This window comes from Burkholderia cenocepacia (genome assembly GCF_900446215.1).
Taxonomy (GTDB): Bacteria; Pseudomonadota; Gammaproteobacteria; order Burkholderiales; family Burkholderiaceae; genus Burkholderia; species Burkholderia cenocepacia.
Map to the genome: position 1 here is coordinate 292,697 of NZ_UAQZ01000016.1, position 22,783 is coordinate 315,479.

Sequence of the window (22,783 nt, forward strand, 5' to 3'; positions counted from 1 at the left end):
GATGGCGGCAAACTATTTGCATGGCGTCGAGACCATTGAAAAGGAAACCGGCTCGCGGCCCGTCAAGGTCGTGAAGTCGGCGGTGATCGGCTTGATCGGCACCGCACCGATCGGGCCGGTCAATACGCCGGTGCAGTCGCTGTCCGACGTCGACGCGGCGCAGTTCGGCCCGCAGCTCGCCGGCTTCACGATCCCGCAAGCGCTCGACGCGGTCTACGACTACGGCAGCGGGACGGTGATCGTGATCAACGTGCTCGACCCGGCCGTACACAAGAGCAACGCGGCCAACGAGCCCGTCACGTTTGACGCGGCAACGGGCCGTGCAAAACTCGCGCATCCGGCCGCGGCGAATCTCGTGCTGAAGAACGACTCGGGCGGCACGACGTACGCCGAAGGCACCGATTACGCTGTCGACCTGATCAACGGCGTCATCACCCGGATCAAAACCGGCACGATTCCGCCGGGTGCGACGGCGGCCAAGGCGACCTACGACTACGCGGACCCGACGAAGGTCACGGCCGCGGACATCATCGGCGCCGTGAACGCAGCCGGAATGCGCACGGGGATGAAGGCGCTGAAGGACACGTACAACCTGTACGGCTACTTCTCGAAGATTCTGATCGCGCCGGCGTACTGCACGCAGAACTCGGTCTCGGTCGAGCTGGAGGCGATGGCCGTCCAGCTCGGGGCGATCGCGTACATCGATGCGCCGATCGGCACGACGCTCGCGCAGGCGCTGGCCGGGCGCGGGCCGGCGGGCACGATCAACTTCAACACGTCCAGCGACCGCGTACGCCTCTGCTACCCGCACGTGAAGGTCTACGACACCGCGACCAACGCGGAACGCCTGGAGCCGCTCTCATCGCGTGCGGCGGGCCTTCGCGCACGTGTCGACCTGGACAAGGGCTACTGGTGGTCCAGCTCGAATCAGCAGCTCGTCGGCGTCACGGGCGTCGAGCGGCCGCTGTCGGCGATGATCGACGATCCGCAATCGGACGTGAACATGCTCAACGAACAGGGCATCACGACCGTGTTCAGCTCGTACGGCTCGGGCCTGCGCCTGTGGGGCAACCGCACGGCGGCATGGCCGACCGTGACGCACATGCGCAACTTCGAGAACGTGCGCCGTACGGGCGACGTCATCAACGAATCGCTGCGCTACTTCAGCCAGCAGTTCGTCGACGCGCCGATCGACCAAGGGCTGATCGACTCGCTCGTCGAGTCGGTGAACGGGTTCGGGCGCAAGCTGATCGGCGACGGCGCGCTGCTCGGCTTCAAGGCATGGTTCGATCCGGCCCGCAACCCGAAAGAGGAGCTGGCGGCCGGCCACCTGCTCATCAACTACAAGTACACGGTGCCGCCACCGCTCGAACGCCTGACGTACGAGACCGAGATCACCTCGGAGTACTTGCTCACCCTGAAGGGAGGTAACTGATTATGGCGGGTGGCGTCCAAATCAACCGGATCACGAACGCCAACGTGTATCTGAGCAACAATTCCATGCTCGGCAAGGCTGAGGAAATCAAGCTGCCGGACATCCAGGCGATCATGGCCGAGCACAAGGCGCTCGGCATGATCGGCAAGGTCGAGCTGCCGGGCGGCCTGGACAAGCTCGAAGGCGAGATCAAGTGGAACTCGCTCTACGCCGACGTGGCGAAGGCGATGGCGAACCCGTTCAAGGCCGTTCCGCTGCAATGCCGATCGAACATCGAGACGTATGGCGCACAAGGCCGCGTGCGGGAAGTCAGTCTCGTGACGTACCTGACCGTGATGTTCAAGAAGAACCCGCTCGGTACGTACAAGCAACATGAGAACGCCGATTTCAGCTCCGCGTTCGGCGCGACCTACATCAAGCAGGTCATCGACGGCGAGGAAGTGCTGGAGCTGGACTATCTGGCGAACATCTTCCGCGTCGGCGGCGAAGACATGCTGGCTGACTTCCGCGCCAACATCGGCGGCTAACCCCACACCTGCGCAGTCGTTGTCGTCTTGGCCCGCTTCGGCGGGCCTTTTTTAATCTGCGCTGAAAGTGCGAACGCGCGCGCGAATCGACAATGTGTGCTCTACCACCACGGAGCACGTCGTGAAAATCCCCCTCAAATTTCCCGTCAAACTCGCTACCGGCCAGACGCTCACGGAACTGACGTTGCGTCGCGGCAAGCGCAAGGAAATGGCCCTTGCGGCCAAATACAGCGAAGACCCGGGCGAACAGGAAGATTTCCTGCTCGCCATGCTGACCAACCTGACCGTCGAAGACATCGGCGAACTCGACCTCGCCGACTCGAAGCGGCTCATGGACTCCTTTCGCAGCATGGTTGAGGGACGGGATACCGCCGGAAATGCGGGCGCCCAGCGATCAGCCGCCGAGCAAGGAAACGCAGGCGCTGGACTCGGCGCTGCGACCGCTGGATGAGGTGTTGCTACTGGTGCTGAAGATTCAGCCGTCCGAGATCGCTGAACTGGATATGGACGACTACTGGCACTGGGTCGACGCCGCGGAGCGGGAAATCAAGCGGCGCGTCGACGCGACAAAGCAATCCTGATGTCAGGCGGCCCGGCGCCCGAGCCGGCCGCAAAGCCACACGATGGCCTTGATCGCCGCCGCGATGAGGTAGGAGCCGGCCACGACGGCCGGCCCGAGGAAGGCGAAGCCGAAAAACGCCACGATGCCGAACACGATCGGCACGGACCACCAGGGCAACTCGATGAACAGCCAGACGGCGAGCACGACGCCGGCAATCGCGATCACGGTGTAGGTAATGCCTTCGGCGATGGACTGGATGTTCATGAGCGGCCTCGTCACTTTCCGGTAAGGGTATGGCAAGCGAATTCTATATTGGCGTAAAGATCGGCGCGACGCTACTCGGTAGCTTCGGCGCCGCGCTTTCCGGCACGCGCACGACGCTGAATGGCCTCGGCCGCGTCGCCGACGAGCTGCGCGCGAGGCATACCCGCCTGGGGGACGCGATGGCGCGGGCCGTTGCGCATCCGATGCGCAACATCGCCGAGCTGCGCGGCCAGTACGACCGCCTCGGCCGGACAATCGATCAGGTCCAGGCGAAGCAAGCGGCCCTTGCGACCCGGCTGGCGCGCGGCGCCGCGCTGCGTGAGCAACGCCAGGGGCTCGGCGCCGACATGCTCGGCACATACGCGACGGCGGCTGCCACGGCCGCGCCCGTAATCGGCGCTGTTCGGCAGGCCGCCACCTTCGAAGCCGGCCTGCGCGACATCGCGATTACCGGCAACCTGACCCGTGATGAAGAGTTCCGGATCGGCGAGACGATGCGCCGTGCGGCCCTTGCCACGAGCCAGGGTCACAACTCCATTCTCGAAGGCGTCGGCACACTGGTCGCTGCCGGCATGGACGCGAAGGAAGCCGGCCAGAAATCGAACCTGCTCGGGCGCGTGGCGACGGCCACGAACGCCGACATGAAAGACCTCGCCGGCATGGTGTACTCGTTCTCCGAGACGCTCGGGATCAAGGGCGACGCGGCGCTGAAGGAGGCGTTCAACCGCGCGGCCTACGGCGGCAAGCTCGGCCGGTTCGAGCTGAAGGATATGGCCAAGGCTCTGCCGGAAATGACCGCGGCGTTTGCGGCCAAGGGCATCAAGGGCCAGGACGCGCTGACGCAGATCATCGCCAGCCTCGAAGTCGGCCGCGAAGGCGCCGGCAGTGGCGACGAAGCCGTGACGAATCTGCGCAACTGGCTGTCGCACATGAACGCGAAGGCGACCATCGACGCCTACAAGAAGGCCGGCGTCGACTACCAGAAATCGATGTCCAACCTTGTCGCCGGCGGCTATTCGAGCTACGAAGGCTCGCTGCAGATCGCACAGAAGTTCATCGCTTCGCGCGGCGACGCGTTCATGAAGCAGTGGAAAGCGGCGGGCGCCAAGGGCGATGAGGAAGCACAGCGCAAGCTGATGGAGAGCTTCGGCCTGAATGAGGTGTTCCAGGACATCCAGACCATCAACCACCTGCTCGCGATGCGTCAGGGCTGGGACAAGTATCAGCAGAACAAGAAAGACATGGGTAGCGCGCAGGCGCTGAATACCATCGACCAGGACTACGTGCGCCGCGCGGAGCTGGCGACCGTCGCGTGGGGCCGCTTTCAGACGCAGATTGCGGACCTCGGGATCACGGTTGGCCGCGCGCTGCTGCCGTCGCTCACGGACCTGATGAACACGGTCACGCCGCTGATCCAGCGCACCGCGCAGTTCGCGGCCGCCCATCCCGGCCTGATCCGCGGCGTGGTCGGCTTCGCAACGGCCGTGATCGGCATGAAGGTCGCGACGCTCGCGGCCGGCTGGGGCCTGAATTTCTTCGTCAAGTCGCCGCTGAACATGGTCAGCACGGCATTGACGACGGTCGGGGCGAAGTGGACGCTGTTTCGCGCGCTCTGGGCCGGTGGCGGCTCCCGCCTGTCCACCGTGTTTCAGATTTTCGGCATGGGCGCGGGCGCGGCCGGCAAGTTCGCGGCCGTGATCGGGCGTGCCGGGAGCCTGTTTATGGGATTCGGGCGCGGCGCGCTCGTCGTTGGCCGCGCGCTGCTCCCTTTCGGGCAGGGCATGCTGATGACGTTTATCGGCCCGCTGCGGCTGCTCGCCCAGGGCGGGATGCTGCTGGCCCGCGTCCTGGGCGGCCAGCTCGTGAACGGCCTGATGCTGGCCGGGCGCGCGGTGCTCTGGCTCGGGCGCGCGCTGATGCTCAATCCGATCGGGATTGCCATCACCGCGATCGCGGTCGGCGCGTACCTCATCTACCGCTACTGGACGCCGATCAAGCAGTTCTTCGGGGGCATCTGGGCTTCGATTCGTACCGCGTTCGCGGGTGTGCTCGGGTGGTTCGGCGTTGGGCTCCCGAAAACCTTCACCGATTTCGGCTCCCACCTGATCGACGGTCTGGTCAACGGTATTCGCAATCGCTTCACGGCTGCGAAAAACACGCTGATCGAGTTCGGCAGCAACGTGAAAGCGTGGTTCGCGAACACGCTGGGGATCAAGTCGCCGTCCCGTGTATTCATGGGCTTCGGCGACAACATCGCCCAGGGCGCCGCAATCGGCATCGGGCGCTCGTCGGCGGTCGCCGCGCGCGCGGCCGCCGGCATGGCGACGCAGGCCGCGGCCGCGGCGTCCCTGCAGCGCATCAACGCAGCTCGGGGCGGATCGCCGGCTGGCGCATCGGTAGCCGGCTCTGGGATCACGGTTCACTTCTCGCCGACGATTACGGTCCAGGGCGGCTCACCGGACGGCGTCAAGGATCAGGTCAAGCAAGGGCTCAACCTGTCGTTGCGCGACCTGGAGCGCATGCTCGACGACCTGCTCGCGAAGCGCGAGCGCCGCGCGTACAGGAGCTGACGTGTTCGCAATTCTTGGAGATATCGAATTCGACCTGATCGGATACTTCGACGGGTTCGATGCGACCTTCGGTGCCGACTACGCCGAACACGCGCTGCTGCAGGGCAAGCCGCGGCTGCAACGCATGGGCGACAAGCTCGACGAGATTCGGATCGCGCTGTCGTTTCACTACTGGTATTGCGATCCGGAAGCCGAGCTGGCGAAGCTGCGCGCGGCGGTGAGCGCAAAACAGGCGATGGCGCTCGTTTTTGGCAACGGCGACTACAAGGGCTGGTTTGTACTGACCGAGGTTCAGTCGACCAGCAAACAAACCGACACGTCGGGAACCGTGCTGTCCCTCGATGCACAGATCACCCTGCGCGAGTTCGTCGGCGACAAGAAAAACCCGTTCAAGCCGCCGGCCGTACAGCCCAAGGTGCCGCCGGCGGCCGCGCAGGCGGTCTCCAGCGTCACATCGGCGGTGGCCACCGCGCGAGGCACGATTCAGCAGGCAGTGACCTGGGCCAACCAGGCGCAGTCCGCGATGCGCGTGGCCGTCGACGCGGTCAAGGTCGTCCAGAAGCTGAAAGACGATCCGTTCGCAGCATTGAGTCGCTCGTCGAGCGTGCTGACCAACATCAAGCAAGCCGCTGATCCACTGGCGAAGCTGTCGCCAGCGCTGGCGTCCCTGACCGACCAGATTCCCGAGGCGGCCGGCATCCTGCGCGCCAGCAATACTGCGCTGGATGCGGTCCGATCGGCGCAAGGCGGCTTGGCGAACGCGACGATCGGGACGATTACCGGCGCAATCGACCGGGCCGCGGGCCAGCTCTCGACGGCGAGCAGCGCGCTAAGTTCCGCGGCGCCGAGTCTGAGCAAACTGGCCGCGAAAGTCGCGACGCGGAGGATTTGATGTTTCTGACCCACATCACAACCGAGGGCGAACGGTGGGATCAAATCGCCTACCGGTATTACGGCGACCCGTTTGCCTATGAGCGGATCATTGCCGCGAACCCCAGCGTGCCGATTACGGCGGTTCTCGCGAGCGGCATTGCGCTGTCGATTCCGGTCGTTGCGGCCGACGACGTAGCCGATGAGGAGCTTCCGCCGTGGATGCGGTGATCGACACCCCGACGTCGGTTGCCGACGTCCCTGAGCCCGTTTTCACGCTCGTGTACGAGCAGAAGAACATCACCAACGACATCGCGCCCTACGTGCTGTCGGTGGCGTATACCGACTTCTTGTCAGGCCAGTCCGACGAGATCGAGGTCGTGCTCGAAGACACGGATGGCCGATGGCTCGATGCGTGGTATCCGGGCAAAGGCGACGCGCTGACGCTGAAGATCGGCTACGCCGGCGCGCCGTTGCTCGCGTGCGGCCGCTTCGAGATCGACGAGATTGGCTTCGACGAACCGCCGTCGACCGTGACAATCCGCGGACTCGGTACTGGCGTGAAGGCATCGGTCCGAAGCCGCAAGGCCAAAGCGTACGAGCACACCACGCTGGCGACGATCGCGGCTCGCGTGGCGAAGCGGAACCACCTGACGCTCACCGGCCGCATTCGGGATATTCGCATCGACCGAGTCACGCAGTATCAGGAGCAGGACGTAGCGTTCCTGACGCGGCTCGCGCGCGAGTACGGCTATGCGTTCAAGATTTCGGGCAGCAAGCTGATCTTCAGCGAACTCGCCGACCTGCGAGGATCGGACGCGGTCCAGCAGTTCAAGCGCGCCGACTTGAAGTCGATTCGCCTGCGCGACAAGATCAAAGACGTCTACGCGCAGGCCAAGGTCGGCTACCACAACCCGAAAACGAAGAAGCTCGTCGTCTACGGCGTGACGGGTGACTCCGTGGGCGTCGTCGGCCAGTCTGAAGTGGCAGCGGGCAAGCGGAAACAGTCCGGTCAGTCGACGAGCGGCGACACGCTGCGGCTTTCCGCACGGGCCGGCTCCAAGGCAACGCTGCAGACGAAGGCACGCGCGGCGCTTGACCGGACGAACCTCAAGCAGACTGGCGGCTCGGTCGAGATGCGGGGCGACACGAAGCTGGCCGCCGGTGCGTCGATCGAGCTGCTCGAACTCGGCAAACTGTCCGGCAAATACCTCATCGAGTCGGCGCGACATCGTCTCGATCGCGGCGGCGGCTACCAAACCGAAGTCGAGCTGAAGCGCTCGGCGCTCGCCGTCCAGGCCGGCAAAGGCGGCGGCACCGCGAAAAAGTCAACGAAAGGGCTGCAGGTCTACGGCGTCACCGCGAAAGGCGACGTCGGCGTTGTTGGAACCACGCCCGTAGCGGCGAAAGGCAAGAAAAAATGAGCGAGACCCTCGACGAGTTCGGCGCGACGATCAAGTTCGGCACGGTCAGTGCGTCGAAGCCCGGCTTCGCGCGCGTACGGCTGACCGACCTCGGCAACATGAGGACCATGTGGCTGCCGATCGCGTACCCGAAGACCCTGGCCGATCAGGCTTGCTGGACCTACGATAACGGCGAACAGGTCGCGGTGCTCCTGGACAGCCGGTGCGAGGACGGTGTGATTCTCGGCGCCATCTACTCCGATGCCGATCGCCCGCCCGTCACGGACCCGAACAAGTTCATCGTCCGCTTCAAGGATGGCGCGGTGCTCGAGTACGATCGCGCGACCCACACGCTGACGTGCTCGGGCATGCAGACCGTGATCGTCGATTCGAAGTCGGAAATCATGCTGCGCGCGGCCGACAAGGTGACGGTCGACGTGCCGGAGACCGAGTTCACGCGTAACGTGACAGTCAAGGGCAAGCTGACCTACCAGGGCGGCATGGCCGGATCGGGCGGCGATGGCGCTGCGCTGACGGGCAACGTGAACGTCGACGGCAACGTGAACGCGACTGGCACCATCATGGATGCCGGCGGCAACTCGAATCACCACTCCCACTGAGCTTTTAGCCGGCTTTAATATCCCCCCGACTGGTCGCGCGGCAACATGGCCGCATGACCCAGCTCTCCGACATCACCTCCGTTCACTGGCAGCCGGCCCTTAACCGCGAAGGCGTTGTTGAGGGCGTGGATGACATCGATCAGGCGATTCGCCTGATTCTCGGGACGCCCCAGGGCAGCGATCCGCATCGCCCCGAGTTCGGCTCCAAGCTCTATCTGTATCTCGACATGCCGATCGACCGCGCCACGCCGCATGTTGTGCGCGAGTCGGTCGACGCGATCCGCCGGTGGGAGCCGCGCTGCGAGGTCGTGCGTGTCATTCCGTCGATCGCTGAGTCGCGTGAAACGATCCGCGTGCAGTGGCGCCTTGCTGACGGCGTCATTCGTGAGACGGAGGTGCCGCGATGACGCTCGGTGAACCGGATTTCATCGCCCGTGATCCAGAGGCCATTACGGCCGAGATCGTGGCCGACTACGAGGCGCGCACTGGCAAGACGCTGTATCCGGCGCAGGTCGAACGCGTCCTGGTCGACATCATTGCCTACCGTGAAACCCTCGTACGCGTCGGCATCCAGGAGGCCGCGAAACAGAACCTTGTCGCGTTCGCCCGCGCTCCCATGATCGACTACCTTGGCGAGCTGGTCGGCGTGACGCGGCTGCCGGCGCAGCCCGCGAAGACGACGCTGCGCTTCTCGATCGAAGAAGCGTTGCCGTCGAACCTGCTGATTGCAGCCGGCACGCGTGTCGAGACGAGCGACGGCGCTGTCTCGTTCGCGACCGACACCGACGTGACGCTCGTCGCCGGCCAGTTGTCGATCGACGTGGCCGCGACGTGCGAAACCGCAGGCTCGATCGGGAACGGCTGGCAGCCGGGGCAACTCGGCTCGCTCGTCGACGACCTGGGCGACGTCGACGTGACGGTCGCTAACACCAAGGTCAGCGCGGACGGCTACGAGGAGGAAACGGACGATCGTCTGCGTGAGCGTATCCGGCTCGCACCACAAGCATTCAGCACGGCGGGCTCCCGGCTCGCGTACGTGTTCCACGCCAAGAGCGCGCACCAGTCGATCGTCGACGTCGGCGTAATCGGTCCGGAAATGGAAATGCGCGACGGCCGGCTGGTTTCCGTCAACGGCGTTCAGCCAGGCAGCGTCCAGGTCTACCCGCTCGTCGACACGGGGCTGCCTAGCGAAGCGATTCTCCAGCTCGTACGCGACAACCTGACCGACGAGCGTCGGCGGCCGCTGACCGATTACGTCGACGTCCGATCGCCGACGCCGGTCGACTACGCGATCGACGTGCGTTTGACGCTGTACAAGGATGCCGACGCCGACACAACGATCGCGCAGGCACGTACGGCCGCAGAAGCCTACCGAACCGATCGTGCCGCCGGCCTGGGGCGCGATATCGTCCCGCGCCAGCTCAGTCGCGCCGTGCAGGTTCAGGGCGTGTACGACGTTGACCTGCCGGGACTCGCACTGCGCGTGCTGACCGCCAGCGAATGGGCGCGGTGTACGGGTGTCAGTGTCATCCCGATCGGGGTGGCGAATGGCTGATCTGCTCTTGCCGCCAGCGCTGGCGAAAGACCCTCGTTTCAAGGCTTTCGCCCAGTTGGCCGAGCGCCTCGACAACATCGACATGTCGCCGCTCCTGGTCTACCTGATCGATGGCGTCGACGCATCCGCACTGCCGTTCCTCGCAGACCAGTTTTCGGTGATGGGCGAGGACGGCTGGAGTCTCGCCGAGTCGGATGAGGCCAAGCGTGCCTTGATCAAAGGGGCAATCGAGCTGCACCGCTACAAGGGCACGCCCTGGGCGGTCAGAGAAGTGATTCGGCGCCTAGGCTTTGGCGAAGTTGAGCTTGTCGAGGGCATCGGTGGCGCCTACTACGATGGGAAAAGCCGCCATGACAGCGTAATGGTGTATGGCGGCAATGGATTGTGGGCGGCCTATCGGGTCATCCTGCTCGATCGCGCGATCACCAACGATCAAGCGGCGTTGCTGCGCACGACGTTGGCTGCGTTCGCGCCGGCTCGATGCGTACTCGCGAGTCTCGAATACCGTCGTGTGCCGATGCGCTACAACGGCGCCGCCCACTATGACGGACAGTACAACCACGGGAGCAGTTAATGGGCAAACTCGTCGAATCTTCCCAATGGGAGGAAGATCTTTACCAAATCGAAACCGCCGATCCGGTCGAAGGTGGCCCGGACGGGGTTTCGAACAAGCAGGCGAAGCAGCTCGGCGGCCGCACGCGCTACCTGAAGGCGCAGGTCGAGCAGTCGCAGACCGGGCTTGCGCAGCATATCGCCGCGCCCGACCCGCATTCGCAGTACGCGACGAAGTCGGACCTCGCGGCAAGGCTTGCCGAACTGGTCGGCCAAGCGCCCGGCATGCTCGATACATTGAAGGAATTGGCGGATGCGCTCGGAAATGATCCGAATTTCGCGACGACGATTACAAATCAACTCGGGCTGAAGGCGCCCATCAACTCGCCCGTCCTTACTGGTACTCCGAAGGCGCCGACGCAAGCACAGGGGGATAACTCGACGGCGCTGGCGACGACTGCATTCGTGAAGCAGTCTGGAGAGTCGTATTCCAGCATCCAGGGTATTGCCACGACGGCAACGTTGAACAGCGGTCATGTGGGGGCGTTTATTTGGGCGTACGGCGTAGGGATCACCCTTACGCTGCCACCGGTGGCTGGCGTTCCTAATGGTGCGACGATCACAATCGGAGCGCCGGTCACCGTGACTATCAAGGGCAATGCATCGGAGAACATCAACAGCCAGTTCGGAGTAACGTCGAACACGTTCGCTCTGAATGCGGGCGAGCAAGCGCAGTTCATCAGCAACGGTGGCGCGTGGTACTTGTCGAGCTACACGACGATTCTTGGGGTGACGCCGCCGCAATTCGACAACACGACGAAACTCGCGACGACCGGATTCGTGCAGCGAGCAGTCGGTAATTACCGATCCGCCAACGGATACGTAGGAAGCGCCACTCTCAGCACATCCGACGTTGGCTGCCTTATCACTTGGGACGGAAACGGCACGTTGACGCTGCCGGATGCCACAACCGTTCCAGGCGGCTCTGCAATCCGCGTGTTCAAGTATGCTGGCCCGATTGCTTCCGTTCTAGCGGCTAACAAACCTGGGCAATTGAACGTGCCTGCCAGCGGAGCTGACACTTACACATTCGCTGTTGGTGTTTTCGGGTTCTTCGAGCTGATTAACGAAAGCGGTATCAAGTGGGACGTGGCCGGTGAGTTGTTTAGCCAGTACGGAACGACTGCCGCGCAGTTCGATAACAGCTCGAAACTTGCGACGACGGCGTTCATTCAAGGTGCGCTTGGGAATTTCCGGAATCAGATCGGGCTTAGTGCGGGAACGACGCTGAATGCCAATGCTTGGGGCAACGCGTATACGCTCTTCGGAGGTTCGCCGTATAACGTGACCTTGCCGTTGCTTTCATCTGGCGTTAATGGTGCGGCGATCCGTTTCTCGAACATCGGCTCGACCGCATACACGTTGGTTGGGGCTGGGTCCGATGCGATCTTCAACGGCACTACGTCGAACACGCTCGTACTCAATCCGGGAGACACCGTCACATTGGTTTCGTCAGGTGTGTGGGTCATGTTTGGCGGATCGATGTCGCTTCCTGCATCGGGCGTGATGAGCGGTCCTGGATGGAAGACGCAGCCGCAATTCGACAACAGCACGAAGCTCGCAACGACGGCGTTTGTGCAGCGGGCCGTCGGCTCGGTCGTCGGATCGATGCGCAACGCCAGTATGTCGGTTCCGACGGTGAGCGCATCCGCGACGTTTACGGCAGATGAGATCGTTGTCGAGACGGCGCTCGGCGGTGCCGCGTTCCGAATCGCAAACTTCAATGCAACGATCAATCTCGGGACTACAGGCGCGGGCGGGATGGATACTGGTACTGCACCGGCATCCGGTTTTGTTGCTATCTATGCAATTTACAACCCGACGAATGGGACGACGGCTCTTCTTGCCACCAATGCGACTTCAAGCGTTGCTCCGAACGTGTACAGCGGCGCCAACATGCCCGCCGGCTATGCGGCCAGTGCGCTTGTATCGGTATGGTCAACCAACTCTAGTCGCCAGTTTGGCGTAGGCTTTCAGGTCGATCGGACCGTGAACTTGACTAGCTTTTCGGTTCTGAGCACAAGTGTCCAGCAGTCTAGTTACGCGCCGTTCTCGGTGGCAAGCTACATTCCGCCGAACGCGAAGCTTGTATCGGGGTACACGAACTGTGGATCGACCGCCGCATCGATCATAGGGAGCGCTGTCAGTGGATCGTCAACAGGCATCGGATCGGCCGGCACGAATGGGCAGTCGATCCTAACCCTTGGCGCACCGTTTAGCGATGTGCCGATGGTTACCCCGCAGACGATGTTCTATGTTGCAACGGCAAGCGCTGGAACGATGACCTTCTCGTGTTTTATATCGAGTTACAAATTCTGAGGAACAGCATGGAGTTGCTAAACGTTCAATTCAGTGACGATACTGAAACATCGATCATTTCGGTCTTCAACTGTCCACAGGACCCGTTGGCGTGGCCCCATCAAGGACAGGTATCACTCGACGATCCTCGATACCACGCGTATTTCTCAAGCGTCCCGGAGGCGCTTCTGGCAGGCCTACCGGAGCCGATCGAAGGGCAATCAGCGTAACTTCGGGGTGTTGCTGGTGAATATGTTCGCCGCGGAGCGCCCAAGATTCACACCGGGGCGCTCGACATATCGATGGATGAGCATTGCGAGCAGGGCTGATCCAGGTAGTGCAATGGCGCACAGTACGGCACTTCGATAGTTGCCGTTCAGCTGCAGCAGGCCCGCGTCGCCAAATAGTGTTGAGCCGGAAAGTGCAATGAAGAAGCCGTGAAACAAATATATGCCGTACGATGCATCGGAAAGCGCATATGCCATACGGCTTCCCAGCACTTTGGTCGCGAACGTTGCCCTAGACGAGTCTTCCGTTCCTGTGACTGTGAGCACGTACAACATAATGGAAAGTATCGGCAACAACCACCATTGCCCGTGGTAAGTCGATTCCTGTGCAAAAGGGAGTGTTGCGGTCAGCGTCGCGATCGCTGCCTTCTGCCGGAAAGTCACGCCGAATGGAATCTCAGCGATCAGCATGCCGACCAAGAAAAGGGAAAGTTTGAGTGGCAAGAAACCGGGCTCGGGGAACACGCCGGTGAGTGTGCGAGCGATCGCGAATGCCGATACGCCTAATAGGATAGCAGTGGTGACGGCGCCAGCTTTCCGCATCAGAATATAGAGGAAAGGAAAGGCAAGATAAAACTGCATTTCGAGACTCAAGCTCCAGTCAGGAAGCATGGTGGAGAACGTATAACGCGGCAGCAGGCCAAAAGCGAACGTGACGTGGGCTGCTAGGTTGCCTGCCGTGTAAGTGATAGTCGAAGGATCATAGATCCCACCACTCCCCCAAAAATCCGGGTTCAATAGCTGCAGTACCTTGTAGCCCTTGAGGAACGTTGTCGAAGTGACAACCGCGAATACGAGAGAAACGTAGTACGCTGGCGCAATACGGAAGTATCGTCGGATATAGAAGCGTAGCCATGAAGACGGTCGTGTCATCGGCTCGACCGAATCTCGCAGTCTGGCGTTGTAAGCCATGAGATAGCCTGAGATCATCATGAACAGATCTACTGCAAGCTTCGGATCAGGTATAGGGGTGAGAGTCCATCCACCCCAGATCATGCAATGGGCGACCACTACCCAGATCGCGGCGAAAGCGCGCAGACCGTTCAGGTACGGGACGTCCTTCGTCATCGTCAGCTCACAGTAAATTGAAGGGCGCAGTTTAGCACCCGCAAGTTTTGACCGACCGCCTACTGCCGGCAACAGCTGCAATTTCTTTCTACGTATCGCAAGACATCCGCTCCCGAATTTATCGCGCGTCGACGTGCTGAAATATCGCGCCGCGCTTCAAATTGGACAGTTGGGGGGGCGGTTTTTTGCGGCATGCGATCTGATGACGCGACAAGACCTGCGCTCACGCTTCTTCCGAGTGGCAGTTACCGACCCAGAGTCGCCTTTCACCGCATCGGACGTGCAACGTCGGTTTGTCGATCTTCGGCGGTCGCTCGATGAATACTTCCGGTCGTCGCGATGCTGCACACGCAGTTTCCACGCGGAACCACACGTTTGGTAATACAACGATGGCTGACTGCTACACGCTATAGCTATCCAAGGCATCCGTAGGCACATGCAATTTGCTATCCGCCGTTAGCGCTTCCAGCAGATGTTTGACGGTAACTTGCACTCGTGGCGCGACAAGCGCCCGGTGTGGATACTGCATCACCATCTCATAGCTTCCGGGATGGTGAAACCTGTGGAGAATGACCTTCAGCGCACCGGAACGCAACCGATCCCACGCAAGATGCACCCCGACCTCCGCGATGCCAACGCTATCGCACGCCGCCTGCACCAGCGATTCCGGTGCGGATAGTGTCAGCATTGCCTTGCCGGAGGGGTCGATCGTCGTGATGCTTTTGTCGTCGCCCGTGAAGTTCCACGGCGCGACCTGGCCGCTCAGGAATCGCCGTGCAATGAGCCGGTGCGCGTGCAACGCATCCGGCGTTTCGGGCACGCCATGGTTCGCCAGATAGTCGGGAGACGCTACCAGTACTGTATTCAAGCGACAAATGGGGCGAGTCACGAGCGCGGAATCCGGGATGTTGCCGCCTCTTACCGCAATGTCGTAACCGTCCCGGACAATATCGATGACCCGATCGTCGAAATCGACCTCGACCGACAGCGCCGGGTAGCGAGCGAGCAGCGCGGGCAGCGCCGGAAGCACGTGGTTATGCCCGAAGGCGGCACTCGTCGAAATCCGCACGCGCCCGGCCGGCACGGCCCGCTGGGCGGAAACCGTATCGATCGCGGCATCCAGTGTTTCAAGTGCGATGCGCGCGTGGCGCAAAAACACCTCGCCTTCCTCTGTGAGTTTGAGTGTGCGGGTCGTCCGGTTCATCAGCCGCACACCCAGTGCTTTTTCGAGGCCCGCCACGTTCTTGCTCACGGCAGCCGACGTGACGCCCAATTGTCGGGCCGCTGCCGCAAAACTTCCCGCATCCACGGCCTGGACGAGAGAAACGATGGCTCGAACACGCTGCGAAGAATCCACATTTCCTCCATGACTGACATCGCGCCGACCTGTCGCCGCGCAGCCGGATTCTAAACTTGCAGTTGAGGGTGGTTCAACCCTGCCAGAACTTCTCGTAATGAGTGACGCTGGTGACAATGGTGGACATCGCCCCTCCGTCCGAAGCTTGCGAGTCTTCAATGCTCATCACGATCCTCTATGACAGTGGCTATGGCCACACCGCGAAACAGGCCCAAGCCGTTGCAGACGGCGTTCGTCGCGTGCCGGGTGCCGAAGCGCAGTTGATCGCCGTTGCAGATGGCGATACGCCCTGGGAAAAACTCGCCGCGAGCGACGCGATCATCTTCGGTTCGCCGACCTACAACGGCACCGTCAGCGCGAGGCTCAAAAAGGTGATGGAGGACTCGACGCGGCCCGCGTGGATTCCCCAGTCGTGGCGGAACAAGATTGCCGCAGGCTTCACGAATTCGGGCGCCATGCACGGCGACAAGCTGAATTCCCTCGTCACGATGGCGCTGTTTGCCGCCCAGCACGGGATGATCTGGGTCGGACTCGATATCTTCCCGGGCAAGTCGCCGCAGGAGAAGAATCGTGTCGGCGGATGGCTGGGCGCGATGGCGCAATCGGATGATGCATCACCGGACATCACCCCCATCGAGAGCGATATCGATACCGCTGCGTATCTGGGCGAGCGCGTCGCTCACGTGACCAGCCAGTTCATGTCAGGAGCCGCACGATGAAATTGCTTTGTCTCGACGTCCCGCTGCCGGGGGCCAGCCCGGACGCCTATCAGCCCCATCTTTTCGAAGAAGTGCGCCATGCGTGGCATCTGTATAAAACGGGCTTCGTGCGCGAAATCTCGTTCCGTCAGGACCGCCCGGGCGTCGCCATCATTGCCGAAAGCGATTCGGTCGATGCCGCGAGACAGGCGCTCGCCGAGTTTCCGCTGGCCAAGGTCGGCCTGATCGACTGGGAGATCATTCCGCTCGGCCCGTTCGTCGGCTGGGAGTCGCTGTTCGCGTCGCGCGACGCTTGACTGCTGCGGCAGCGTCTATCGCGGTGTCGGTCCGTGGTTGTCGTGTAGCGCTGACGCGGGATAAATCGTCAACCACGGGCCTGCCGCAGTCTGCTTATCGGCGTTATGTGACCGTAGACCTTTGAAGGTGAACATGGAATATGTCAATCTGGGCCGAACGGGCCTGAAAGTATCTCGTCTTTGCCTGGGATGCATGAGCTATGGGGAGCCTGCCCGCCTGCCCCAGCCTTGGTCCCTCGATGAAGCAGCCTCCCGCCCGTTTTTTCGGCAAGCGCTCGAGGCGGGCATCAACTTCTTCGACACTGCCAATATCTATTCGGGCGGAAGCTCCGAGGAGATCACGGGCCGAGCGCTCAACGACATGGCGCGGCGCGAAGAGGTCGTCGTCGCCACCAAGGCGTTCTTTCCGTGGCGCAATTCACCCAATACCGGGTTTCTCTCGCGGAAAGCGCTGCTTCAGTCGATCGACGACAGTCTGACCCGCCTCGGCATGGATTACGTCGACCTCTACCAGATCCACCGTTTCGACCACGGCACGCCTGTGGAGGAAACGATGGAGGCGCTGCACGACATAGTGAAGTCAGGCAAAGCCCGCTACATCGGTGCATCGTCGATGGAGGCATGGCGCTTCGCGAAAATGCAGCACGTCGCGGAACGCAACGGCTGGACACGCTTCATCTCCATGCAACCGCAGTACAACCTGCTCTATCGGGAGGAGGAACGCGAAATGTTGCCTCTTTGCGCCGACCAGGGCGTCGGGGTCATTCCATGGAGCCCGATGGCGCGCGGCAGGCTGACGCGCGACTGGAGCGAAACCACGCGCCGCACGCAGAACGATGCCTTTGCGCTGCAAATGTATCGGAACGCTGAAATCCAGGACCAGAAGGTGGTTGACGTCGTCGCGCGTATCGCCGAGGCGCATCATGTGCCGCGCGCGCACGTCGCACTGGCGTGGCTGTTGACGAAGCCGGCGATCACCGCGCCGATCATCGGGGCAACGAAGCCCGAGCATCTGGCAACCGCCATCGGCGCGCTCGACTTCTCGCTGACGCAGGACGAAATCGCCGCGCTCGAAGCGCCGTATGTCCCCCATCCGGTGGATGGCATCGTGCCACCGCTTCCGGAACATCCGCCGACGATTTCAATGCCGCGGAACTGAATGTCGCGAGCGGCGGTACGTTCAATGGCGGCAGCTTGCGAACTCGCCGCCGCGGTCGAACGTACCGCCGCTGGACGAACATCGAATGCGAAAATAGATATGAAGGGGCCGTTCATCGAGTGCCGACGTCTTATCCTCTTCGCGCTCGTTGTGATGTGTGCGGTACTGCCGTTGGGGCAGCACGGTAACGTCCATGCGCAGGAGCCAAAAATGTTAGTCCGTATCTCCGAAATCGAGATATTCAATCAGCATCTCGAAGCATATCGGCGCATCTTGAACGAGGAGGCCGAGGCGTCGATGCGCGTCGAGCCGGGGGTAGTGTGCATTTTCCCGATGGCTCAAAAGGATAGCCCGACGCACATCAAGATTGTGGAAATCTATGCGAGCCACGATGCGTACGACGCACATATCCAGTCGCCGCATTTCAAGAAGTACAAGCGTTCGACGCTGGACATGGTGAAGTCCCTGCGACTGGTTGACATGGATGGGCTGGATGCTGAAGCAATGCCGCTCATCTTCAGGAAATTGAGGGGGCGGTCGTAACAAACACCGGCCAGATGGGAAGAATGGATCGCCATGAAAGCGTGCGTGTCCGTTGTCGGAACTCGACCTGCCTACCGGATGTCTGGTTGCTGTTGTTGGTCCACGACCGGTTTTGGCCGATAGTGGCCGTCAGCGTCTGTTGGACGACGCGTATCGACAACAACGTCAATCTCCGTCTGCCCGCCTCCTTTCGATCGTTCGCAGAGACCGCTCCTGAAGGCCGGACGTCCAGCTCCACCGTTTTCCCCTCAGGAAAACCCTGATCCGACTCCGTAGGGCACCGGTTTTCAGCCGATTTTCCCACTGCCGCAAGCAGCCTCGATAGGCTCCCGCCCAACCGCTCCCCACCCCCGCGCAACCCCGTTCCATCAACCCTCCGAGCCCGCCTACCTAACCAAAACAGGTATGGCGCACCGCAATATTTCGCGCCCACGGCCGGATTTCAATACCCACCAGGTATCAAAAATCCTGCCCAAAAGTATTGGACGCCCCATTTCCCCGCCGCGTATAAATCCGTTCCATGAACAGCCCCCACGCAGCGCGCCCCATGTCCTCCGCCACCATCGAACGCATCGAAACCCGTCTCGTCGACTTGCCGACGATCCGCCCGCACAAGCTGTCGGTGGCCACGATGCACGGCCAGACGCTGATGCTCGTGAAGGTGTTCTGCAGCGACGGCGTGACCGGTATCGGCGAAGGCACGACGATCGCCGGCATGGCCTACGGCCCGGAAAGCCCGGAAGCGATGAAGCTCGCGATCGACGCGTATCTCGCACCGGCGATCGTCGGCCGTGACGCCACGCGCGTCCAGACGCTGATGGCATTCGTCGGCAAGCTTGCGAAGGTCAACCACTTCGCGAAAAGCGCGCTCGAAACCGCGCTGCTCGACGCGCACGGCAAGCGGCTCGGCGTGCCGGTCAGCGAACTGCTCGGCGGCCGTCGCCGCGATCGCCTGCCGGTTGCATGGACGCTCGCGTCGGGCGACACGGCCACCGACATCGCCGAAGCCGAACGCATGCTCGACGCGCGCCGCCACAACGTATTCAAGCTGAAGATCGGCGCGAAAGCGCCGGAAACGGATATCCGGCACGTGGCCGAGATCAAGAAGGCGGTCGGCGATCGCGCGTCGGTGCGCGTCGACGTGAACATGGCGTGGAGCGAAACGCAGGCCGCGCGCGCGATTCCGGCGCTCGCCGATGCGGGCTGCGAACTGGTCGAGCAGCCGGTCGCATCGGCCGCGGCGCTGGCGCGCCTGATGCGCCGCTTCCCCGTCGCGCTGATGGCCGATGAAATCCTGCAGGGCCCCGACAGCGCATTCGACATCGCGAAGCAGCACGGCGCGGACGTGTTCGCGATCAAGATCGAACAGAGCGGCGGCCTCTTCGCCGCGCAGCGCGTGGCCGCGATCGCGGATGCGGCCGGCATCGAGCTGTACGGCGGCACGATGCTCGAAGGCGCGTTCAGCACGGTGGCATCCGCACACCTGTTCGCGAGTATCGCGAACCTGCAGTGGGGCACCGAACTGTTCGGGCCGCTGCTGATCACCGAAGAAATCCTGACGCAGCCGCTGGATTACAGCGACTTCGAACTGACCGTGCCGGACGGCCCCGGTCTCGGCATCGCGCTCGACGAGGACAAGGTCAGGCGCTTCACCCGCGACGGGCTGACGAAAGTCGCGCGGTAAGTCGAGTCAGGCAACGACCGTCATCCCCCAAATACACGTGGAGACAGCATCATGAGCGTCAAAGTTTTCGATACCCGGGAAGTGCAGGACCTGCTGAAGGCCGCGTCGAACGCGGGCGGAAGCGGCACCGGCGGCAATGCACGCACGCAGCAGATCGTGCTGCGCCTGCTCGGCGACCTGTTCAAGGCGATCGACGATCTCGACATCACGCCCGACGAAGTGTGGGCGGGCGTCAACTACCTGAACAAGCTCGGTCAGGATGGCGAAGCAGCGCTGCTCGCGGCCGGCCTCGGTCTCGAGAAGTATCTCGACATCCGGATGGACGCCGAGGACGAGGCGATCGGGCTCGACGGCGGCACGCCGCGCACGATCGAGGGGCCGCTGTACGTGGCCGGAGCACCGGTGCGCGACAGCGTCGCGAAGATCGACCTCGACGCGGACGACGGCGCGGGCCCGCTCGTGATCCACGGCACGGTCACCGGTCTCGACGGCAAGCCGATCGCCGGCGCGGTGGTCGAATGCTGGCACGCGAATTCGAAGGGCTTCTATTCGCACTTCGACCCGACCGGCAAGCAGAGCGATTTCAACCTGCGCGGCGCGGTGAAAACGGGCGCCGACGGCAAGTACGAATTCCGCACACTGATGCCGGTCGGCTACGGCTGCCCGCCGCAGGGCGCGACGCAGCAATTGCTGAACCGCCTCGGCCGCCACGGCAACCGTCCGGCGCACGTGCACTTCTTCGTGACGAGCGACGATCACCGCAAGCTGACGACACAGTTCAACATCGACGGCGATCCGCTGATCTGGGACGACTTCGCGTATGCGACGCGCGAGGAATTGATCCCGCCCGTGACCGAAAGAACCGGCGGCACGGCGCTCGGCATGAAGGCCGATGCGTACCAGGACATCGAGTTCAACTTCGTGCTGACGCCGCGCGTGCAGGGCAAGGACAACCAGATCGTCGAACGCCTGCGCGCGTCCGCCGCGGCATAACCACCGGCGGCACGGCGGCGCGCGTGCGCCGCCGCTGCCGGCCGGTCCCCCCGAGATTCAACCGATACCGATGCGAGCGTGCTTGCAGGACGCGGCACGCGCATGGAAGGAGCCATCATGTCCATCACGATCGACGCTACGAACGACCTGGATCACCTGCTGGAAACCGCCGTGCAGGATGACAAGGCGGCCGGCGTCTTCCGTTGCCGCCGCGACATCTTCACGAACGCGGCGCTGTACGAGCTCGAGATGAAGCACATCTTCGAGGGCAACTGGGTGTATCTGGCGCACGAAAGCCAGATTCCCGACAACAACGATTACTACACGACGTGGATCGGCCGCCAGCCGATCGTCATCACGCGCGACAAGACCGGCGAGCTGCATGCGGTCATCAATGCGTGTGCGCACAAGGGCGCGATGCTGTGCCGCCGCAAGCACGGCAACAAGGGCAGCTTCACGTGCCCGTTCCACGGCTGGACCTTCTCGAACACCGGCAAGCTGCTGAAGGTGAAGGACGAGAAGACGACCGAATACCCGGTGCAGTTCAACACGCACGGCTCGCACGACCTGAAGAAGGTCGCGCGCTTCGCGAACTATCGCGGCTTCCTGTTCGGCAGCCTCAACGCGGACGTGCTGCCGCTCGAGGACTACCTCGGCGAAGCGCGCGTGATCATCGACCAGATCGTCGACCAGGCGCCGAACGGGCTCGAAGTGCTGCGCGGCAACTCGTCCTACATCTACGAAGGCAACTGGAAGATGCAGATGGAGAACGGTTGCGACGGCTATCACGTCAGCACCGTGCACTGGAACTATGCGGCGACGATGGGCCGCCGTAAGGCGGACGGCACCAAGGCGGTCGACGCGAACAGCTGGAGCAAGTCGGTCGCGGGCGTGTACGGCTTCGACCACGGCCACATACTGCTGTGGACGCAGACGATGAACCCGGAGGTGCGGCCCGTGTATCAGCACCGCGACGAGATCCGGGCGCGCGTCGGCGACGTGCAGGCCGACTTCATCGTGAACCAGACGCGCAACCTGTGCGTGTATCCGAACGTGTTCCTGATGGACCAGTTCAGCACGCAGATCCGCGTGGTGCGACCGCTCGGCGTCGACAGGACCGAAGTCACGATCTTCTGCTTCGCGCCGAAAGGCGAGAGCGAGGCCGATCGCACGACGCGGATCCGCCAGTACGAGGATTTCTTCAACGTGACCGGCATGGGCACGGCCGACGATCTCGAAGAGTTCCGCGCGTGCCAGGCCGGCTATGCGGGCATCACGGCGATGTGGAACGACCTGTCGCGCGGCGCGCCGCTGTGGGTCGACGGGCCGGACGAGAACGCGAAAAAGATGGGGCTGAACCCGCGCATTTCGGGCGAACGCAGCGAGGACGAAGGGCTGTTCGTGTGCCAGCACGAACACTGGGTGCACGTGATGCGCGATGCGCTGAAGAAGGAACGCGGGGAGGTGGCGGCATGAGCTTCGATTACCGGACGATTTGCGCGGCGCTGTATCGCGAAGCGCGCCTGCTTGACGATCGCGAGTGGGACGCGTGGCTGACCTGCTACACGGAGGACGTCACGTACTGGATGCCCGCATGGGACGACGACGATCGGCCGACCGACGATCCGCAGAGCCAGATCTCGCTGATGTATTACGCGGACCGCGGCGGCCTCGAGGATCGCGTGTTCCGGATCAAGACCGAGCGCAGCGGCGCATCGACGCCCGAGCCGCGTACCAGCCACAACGTGACGAACGTCGAGGTGCTGGCCGAACGCGACGACGAGGTCGACGTGCGCTACAACTTTCACACGCTGAACCACCGTTATCGCGTGACCGATCACTTCTTCGGCACGATGTTCGTCACGTTGCGACGCACGGGCGACGCGCTGCTGATTTCACGCAAGAAGATCGTGCTGAAGAACGACTACATCCGGCAGGTGCTCGACGTCTATCACGTCTGA

At 62.6% G+C, this 22,783-nt stretch carries 23 protein-coding genes; 20 read left to right on the forward strand and 3 right to left on the reverse strand.

Annotated features, from left to right (window positions below; genetic code table 11):
- Position 1 precedes the first annotated feature (1 nt).
- From DTA15_RS33515 to DTA15_RS33525, 3 genes are all read left to right on the forward strand, one after another.
- The gene (locus tag DTA15_RS33515; RefSeq protein WP_006485369.1) at positions 2-1,435 is read left to right on the forward strand and encodes a phage tail sheath subtilisin-like domain-containing protein; all 1,434 of its coding nucleotides are present in this window, start codon (positions 2-4) and stop codon (positions 1,433-1,435) included.
- Positions 1,436-1,437: 2 nt separating this feature from the next.
- Positions 1,438-1,962, forward strand: a complete 525-nt coding sequence (locus tag DTA15_RS33520) for a phage major tail tube protein (protein ID WP_006485397.1) — start codon at positions 1,438-1,440, stop codon at positions 1,960-1,962.
- 121 nt (positions 1,963-2,083) lie between these two features.
- Entirely contained in the window at positions 2,084-2,413 is a 330-nt protein-coding gene (locus DTA15_RS33525; RefSeq protein ID WP_006485398.1) for a phage tail assembly protein, read from the forward strand.
- A 132-nt stretch (positions 2,414-2,545) separates the two neighbouring features.
- Here DTA15_RS33525 and DTA15_RS33535 read toward each other — a convergent pair whose 3' ends face one another.
- A complete protein-coding gene (locus tag DTA15_RS33535; protein ID WP_006485393.1) occupies positions 2,546-2,788 on the reverse strand; it encodes a hypothetical protein in 243 nt (80 codons plus the stop codon).
- 29 nt (positions 2,789-2,817) lie between these two features.
- Between DTA15_RS33535 and DTA15_RS33540 the strand changes: the two genes are divergently transcribed.
- Genes DTA15_RS33540 through DTA15_RS33580 form a run of 9 tightly spaced genes read left to right on the forward strand, consistent with a single transcriptional unit; the run spans position 2,818 to position 12,737 of the window.
- Positions 2,818-5,358, forward strand: coding sequence for a phage tail tape measure protein (locus DTA15_RS33540; protein WP_006485356.1), 2,541 nt, complete (start codon positions 2,818-2,820; stop codon positions 5,356-5,358).
- Between the two features lies 1 nt (position 5,359).
- Complete coding sequence (locus DTA15_RS33545) at positions 5,360-6,250, forward strand: phage tail protein (protein ID WP_006485408.1); 891 nt, start codon at positions 5,360-5,362, stop codon at positions 6,248-6,250.
- Positions 6,250-6,459, forward strand: a complete 210-nt coding sequence (locus DTA15_RS33550; protein WP_006485366.1) for a tail protein X — start codon at positions 6,250-6,252, stop codon at positions 6,457-6,459. Before DTA15_RS33545 ends, DTA15_RS33550 begins: the two co-directional genes overlap by 1 nt.
- The gene (locus DTA15_RS33555) at positions 6,447-7,652 is read left to right on the forward strand and encodes a phage late control D family protein (RefSeq protein ID WP_006485372.1); all 1,206 of its coding nucleotides are present in this window, start codon (positions 6,447-6,449) and stop codon (positions 7,650-7,652) included. The genes DTA15_RS33550 and DTA15_RS33555 overlap by 13 nt, the downstream gene beginning before the upstream one ends.
- A complete protein-coding gene (locus tag DTA15_RS33560; RefSeq protein ID WP_006485402.1) occupies positions 7,649-8,251 on the forward strand; it encodes a phage baseplate assembly protein V in 603 nt (200 codons plus the stop codon). The genes DTA15_RS33555 and DTA15_RS33560 overlap by 4 nt, the downstream gene beginning before the upstream one ends.
- A gap of 53 nt (positions 8,252-8,304) precedes the next feature.
- Entirely contained in the window at positions 8,305-8,658 is a 354-nt protein-coding gene (locus DTA15_RS33565; protein WP_006485365.1) for a GPW/gp25 family protein, read from the forward strand.
- On the forward strand, positions 8,655-9,806 hold the full coding sequence (locus DTA15_RS33570; RefSeq protein WP_006485373.1) for a baseplate assembly protein: 1,152 nt from the start codon (positions 8,655-8,657) through the stop codon (positions 9,804-9,806). Before DTA15_RS33565 ends, DTA15_RS33570 begins: the two co-directional genes overlap by 4 nt.
- Positions 9,799-10,380: a phage tail protein I gene (locus DTA15_RS33575; protein ID WP_012493761.1), complete on the forward strand. Its 582-nt coding sequence runs from the start codon at positions 9,799-9,801 to the stop codon at positions 10,378-10,380. The genes DTA15_RS33570 and DTA15_RS33575 overlap by 8 nt, the downstream gene beginning before the upstream one ends.
- Positions 10,380-12,737 carry a hypothetical protein gene (locus tag DTA15_RS33580; RefSeq protein ID WP_006485406.1) on the forward strand — a complete coding sequence of 786 codons (2,358 nt, stop codon included), beginning with the start codon at positions 10,380-10,382 and terminating at the stop codon, positions 12,735-12,737. Before DTA15_RS33575 ends, DTA15_RS33580 begins: the two co-directional genes overlap by 1 nt.
- Positions 12,738-12,937: 200 nt before the next feature.
- Here DTA15_RS33580 and DTA15_RS33585 read toward each other — a convergent pair whose 3' ends face one another.
- Together DTA15_RS33585 and DTA15_RS33590 are read right to left on the reverse strand one after the other, a co-directional pair.
- Positions 12,938-14,071, reverse strand: a complete 1,134-nt coding sequence (locus tag DTA15_RS33585; RefSeq protein ID WP_006485378.1) for an acyltransferase family protein — start codon at positions 14,069-14,071, stop codon at positions 12,938-12,940.
- Between the two features lie 400 nt (positions 14,072-14,471).
- Positions 14,472-15,428: a LysR family transcriptional regulator gene (locus DTA15_RS33590; protein WP_006485415.1), complete on the reverse strand. Its 957-nt coding sequence runs from the start codon at positions 15,426-15,428 to the stop codon at positions 14,472-14,474.
- Positions 15,429-15,586: 158 nt separating this feature from the next.
- Between DTA15_RS33590 and DTA15_RS33595 the strand changes: the two genes are divergently transcribed.
- The 8 genes from DTA15_RS33595 to benB all read left to right on the forward strand — a co-directional run bounded on the left by DTA15_RS33595 (position 15,587) and on the right by benB (position 22,783).
- Positions 15,587-16,147, forward strand: coding sequence for a flavodoxin family protein (locus DTA15_RS33595; RefSeq protein WP_006485396.1), 561 nt, complete (start codon positions 15,587-15,589; stop codon positions 16,145-16,147).
- The gene (locus tag DTA15_RS33600; protein WP_006485387.1) at positions 16,144-16,443 is read left to right on the forward strand and encodes a hypothetical protein; all 300 of its coding nucleotides are present in this window, start codon (positions 16,144-16,146) and stop codon (positions 16,441-16,443) included. Before DTA15_RS33595 ends, DTA15_RS33600 begins: the two co-directional genes overlap by 4 nt.
- A gap of 133 nt (positions 16,444-16,576) precedes the next feature.
- Positions 16,577-17,602, forward strand: a complete 1,026-nt coding sequence (locus tag DTA15_RS33605; RefSeq protein ID WP_012493760.1) for an aldo/keto reductase — start codon at positions 16,577-16,579, stop codon at positions 17,600-17,602.
- Between the two features lie 24 nt (positions 17,603-17,626).
- Entirely contained in the window at positions 17,627-18,145 is a 519-nt protein-coding gene (locus tag DTA15_RS39315) for a putative quinol monooxygenase (RefSeq protein WP_227743124.1), read from the forward strand.
- Positions 18,146-18,692: 547 nt separating this feature from the next.
- Positions 18,693-19,829, forward strand: coding sequence for a muconate/chloromuconate family cycloisomerase (locus DTA15_RS33615; RefSeq protein ID WP_006485404.1), 1,137 nt, complete (start codon positions 18,693-18,695; stop codon positions 19,827-19,829).
- 51 nt (positions 19,830-19,880) lie between these two features.
- Positions 19,881-20,822 carry a catechol 1,2-dioxygenase gene (gene catA / locus DTA15_RS33620; protein WP_006485382.1) on the forward strand — a complete coding sequence of 314 codons (942 nt, stop codon included), beginning with the start codon at positions 19,881-19,883 and terminating at the stop codon, positions 20,820-20,822.
- 117 nt (positions 20,823-20,939) lie between these two features.
- Positions 20,940-22,298 (forward strand): Rieske 2Fe-2S domain-containing protein, encoded by a 1,359-nt coding sequence (locus DTA15_RS33625; RefSeq protein WP_006485411.1) that lies wholly within the window; start codon positions 20,940-20,942, stop codon positions 22,296-22,298.
- A complete protein-coding gene (gene benB / locus DTA15_RS33630) occupies positions 22,295-22,783 on the forward strand; it encodes a benzoate 1,2-dioxygenase small subunit (protein ID WP_006485355.1) in 489 nt (162 codons plus the stop codon). Before DTA15_RS33625 ends, benB begins: the two co-directional genes overlap by 4 nt.

Coding starts and splice junctions, on each gene's coding strand:
- DTA15_RS33625 (WP_006485411.1), top strand. CDS start 20,940: ATGTCCATCACGATCGACGCTACGAACGACCTGGATCACCTGCTGGAA.
- DTA15_RS33520 (WP_006485397.1), top strand. CDS start 1,438: ATGGCGGGTGGCGTCCAAATCAACCGGATCACGAACGCCAACGTGTAT.
- DTA15_RS33585 (WP_006485378.1), bottom strand. CDS start 14,071: ATGACGAAGGACGTCCCGTACCTGAACGGTCTGCGCGCTTTCGCCGCG.
- DTA15_RS33575 (WP_012493761.1), top strand. CDS start 9,799: ATGGCTGATCTGCTCTTGCCGCCAGCGCTGGCGAAAGACCCTCGTTTC.
- DTA15_RS33615 (WP_006485404.1), top strand. CDS start 18,693: ATGTCCTCCGCCACCATCGAACGCATCGAAACCCGTCTCGTCGACTTG.
- DTA15_RS33560 (WP_006485402.1), top strand. CDS start 7,649: ATGAGCGAGACCCTCGACGAGTTCGGCGCGACGATCAAGTTCGGCACG.
- DTA15_RS33550 (WP_006485366.1), top strand. CDS start 6,250: ATGTTTCTGACCCACATCACAACCGAGGGCGAACGGTGGGATCAAATC.
- DTA15_RS33600 (WP_006485387.1), top strand. CDS start 16,144: ATGAAATTGCTTTGTCTCGACGTCCCGCTGCCGGGGGCCAGCCCGGAC.
- DTA15_RS33540 (WP_006485356.1), top strand. CDS start 2,818: ATGGCAAGCGAATTCTATATTGGCGTAAAGATCGGCGCGACGCTACTC.
- benB (WP_006485355.1), top strand. CDS start 22,295: ATGAGCTTCGATTACCGGACGATTTGCGCGGCGCTGTATCGCGAAGCG.
- DTA15_RS33565 (WP_006485365.1), top strand. CDS start 8,305: ATGACCCAGCTCTCCGACATCACCTCCGTTCACTGGCAGCCGGCCCTT.
- DTA15_RS39315 (WP_227743124.1), top strand. CDS start 17,627: ATGGCGGCAGCTTGCGAACTCGCCGCCGCGGTCGAACGTACCGCCGCT.
- DTA15_RS33515 (WP_006485369.1), top strand. CDS start 2: ATGGCGGCAAACTATTTGCATGGCGTCGAGACCATTGAAAAGGAAACC.
- DTA15_RS33595 (WP_006485396.1), top strand. CDS start 15,587: ATGCTCATCACGATCCTCTATGACAGTGGCTATGGCCACACCGCGAAA.
- catA (WP_006485382.1), top strand. CDS start 19,881: ATGAGCGTCAAAGTTTTCGATACCCGGGAAGTGCAGGACCTGCTGAAG.
- DTA15_RS33605 (WP_012493760.1), top strand. CDS start 16,577: ATGGAATATGTCAATCTGGGCCGAACGGGCCTGAAAGTATCTCGTCTT.
- DTA15_RS33535 (WP_006485393.1), bottom strand. CDS start 2,788: ATGAACATCCAGTCCATCGCCGAAGGCATTACCTACACCGTGATCGCG.
- DTA15_RS33580 (WP_006485406.1), top strand. CDS start 10,380: ATGGGCAAACTCGTCGAATCTTCCCAATGGGAGGAAGATCTTTACCAA.
- DTA15_RS33570 (WP_006485373.1), top strand. CDS start 8,655: ATGACGCTCGGTGAACCGGATTTCATCGCCCGTGATCCAGAGGCCATT.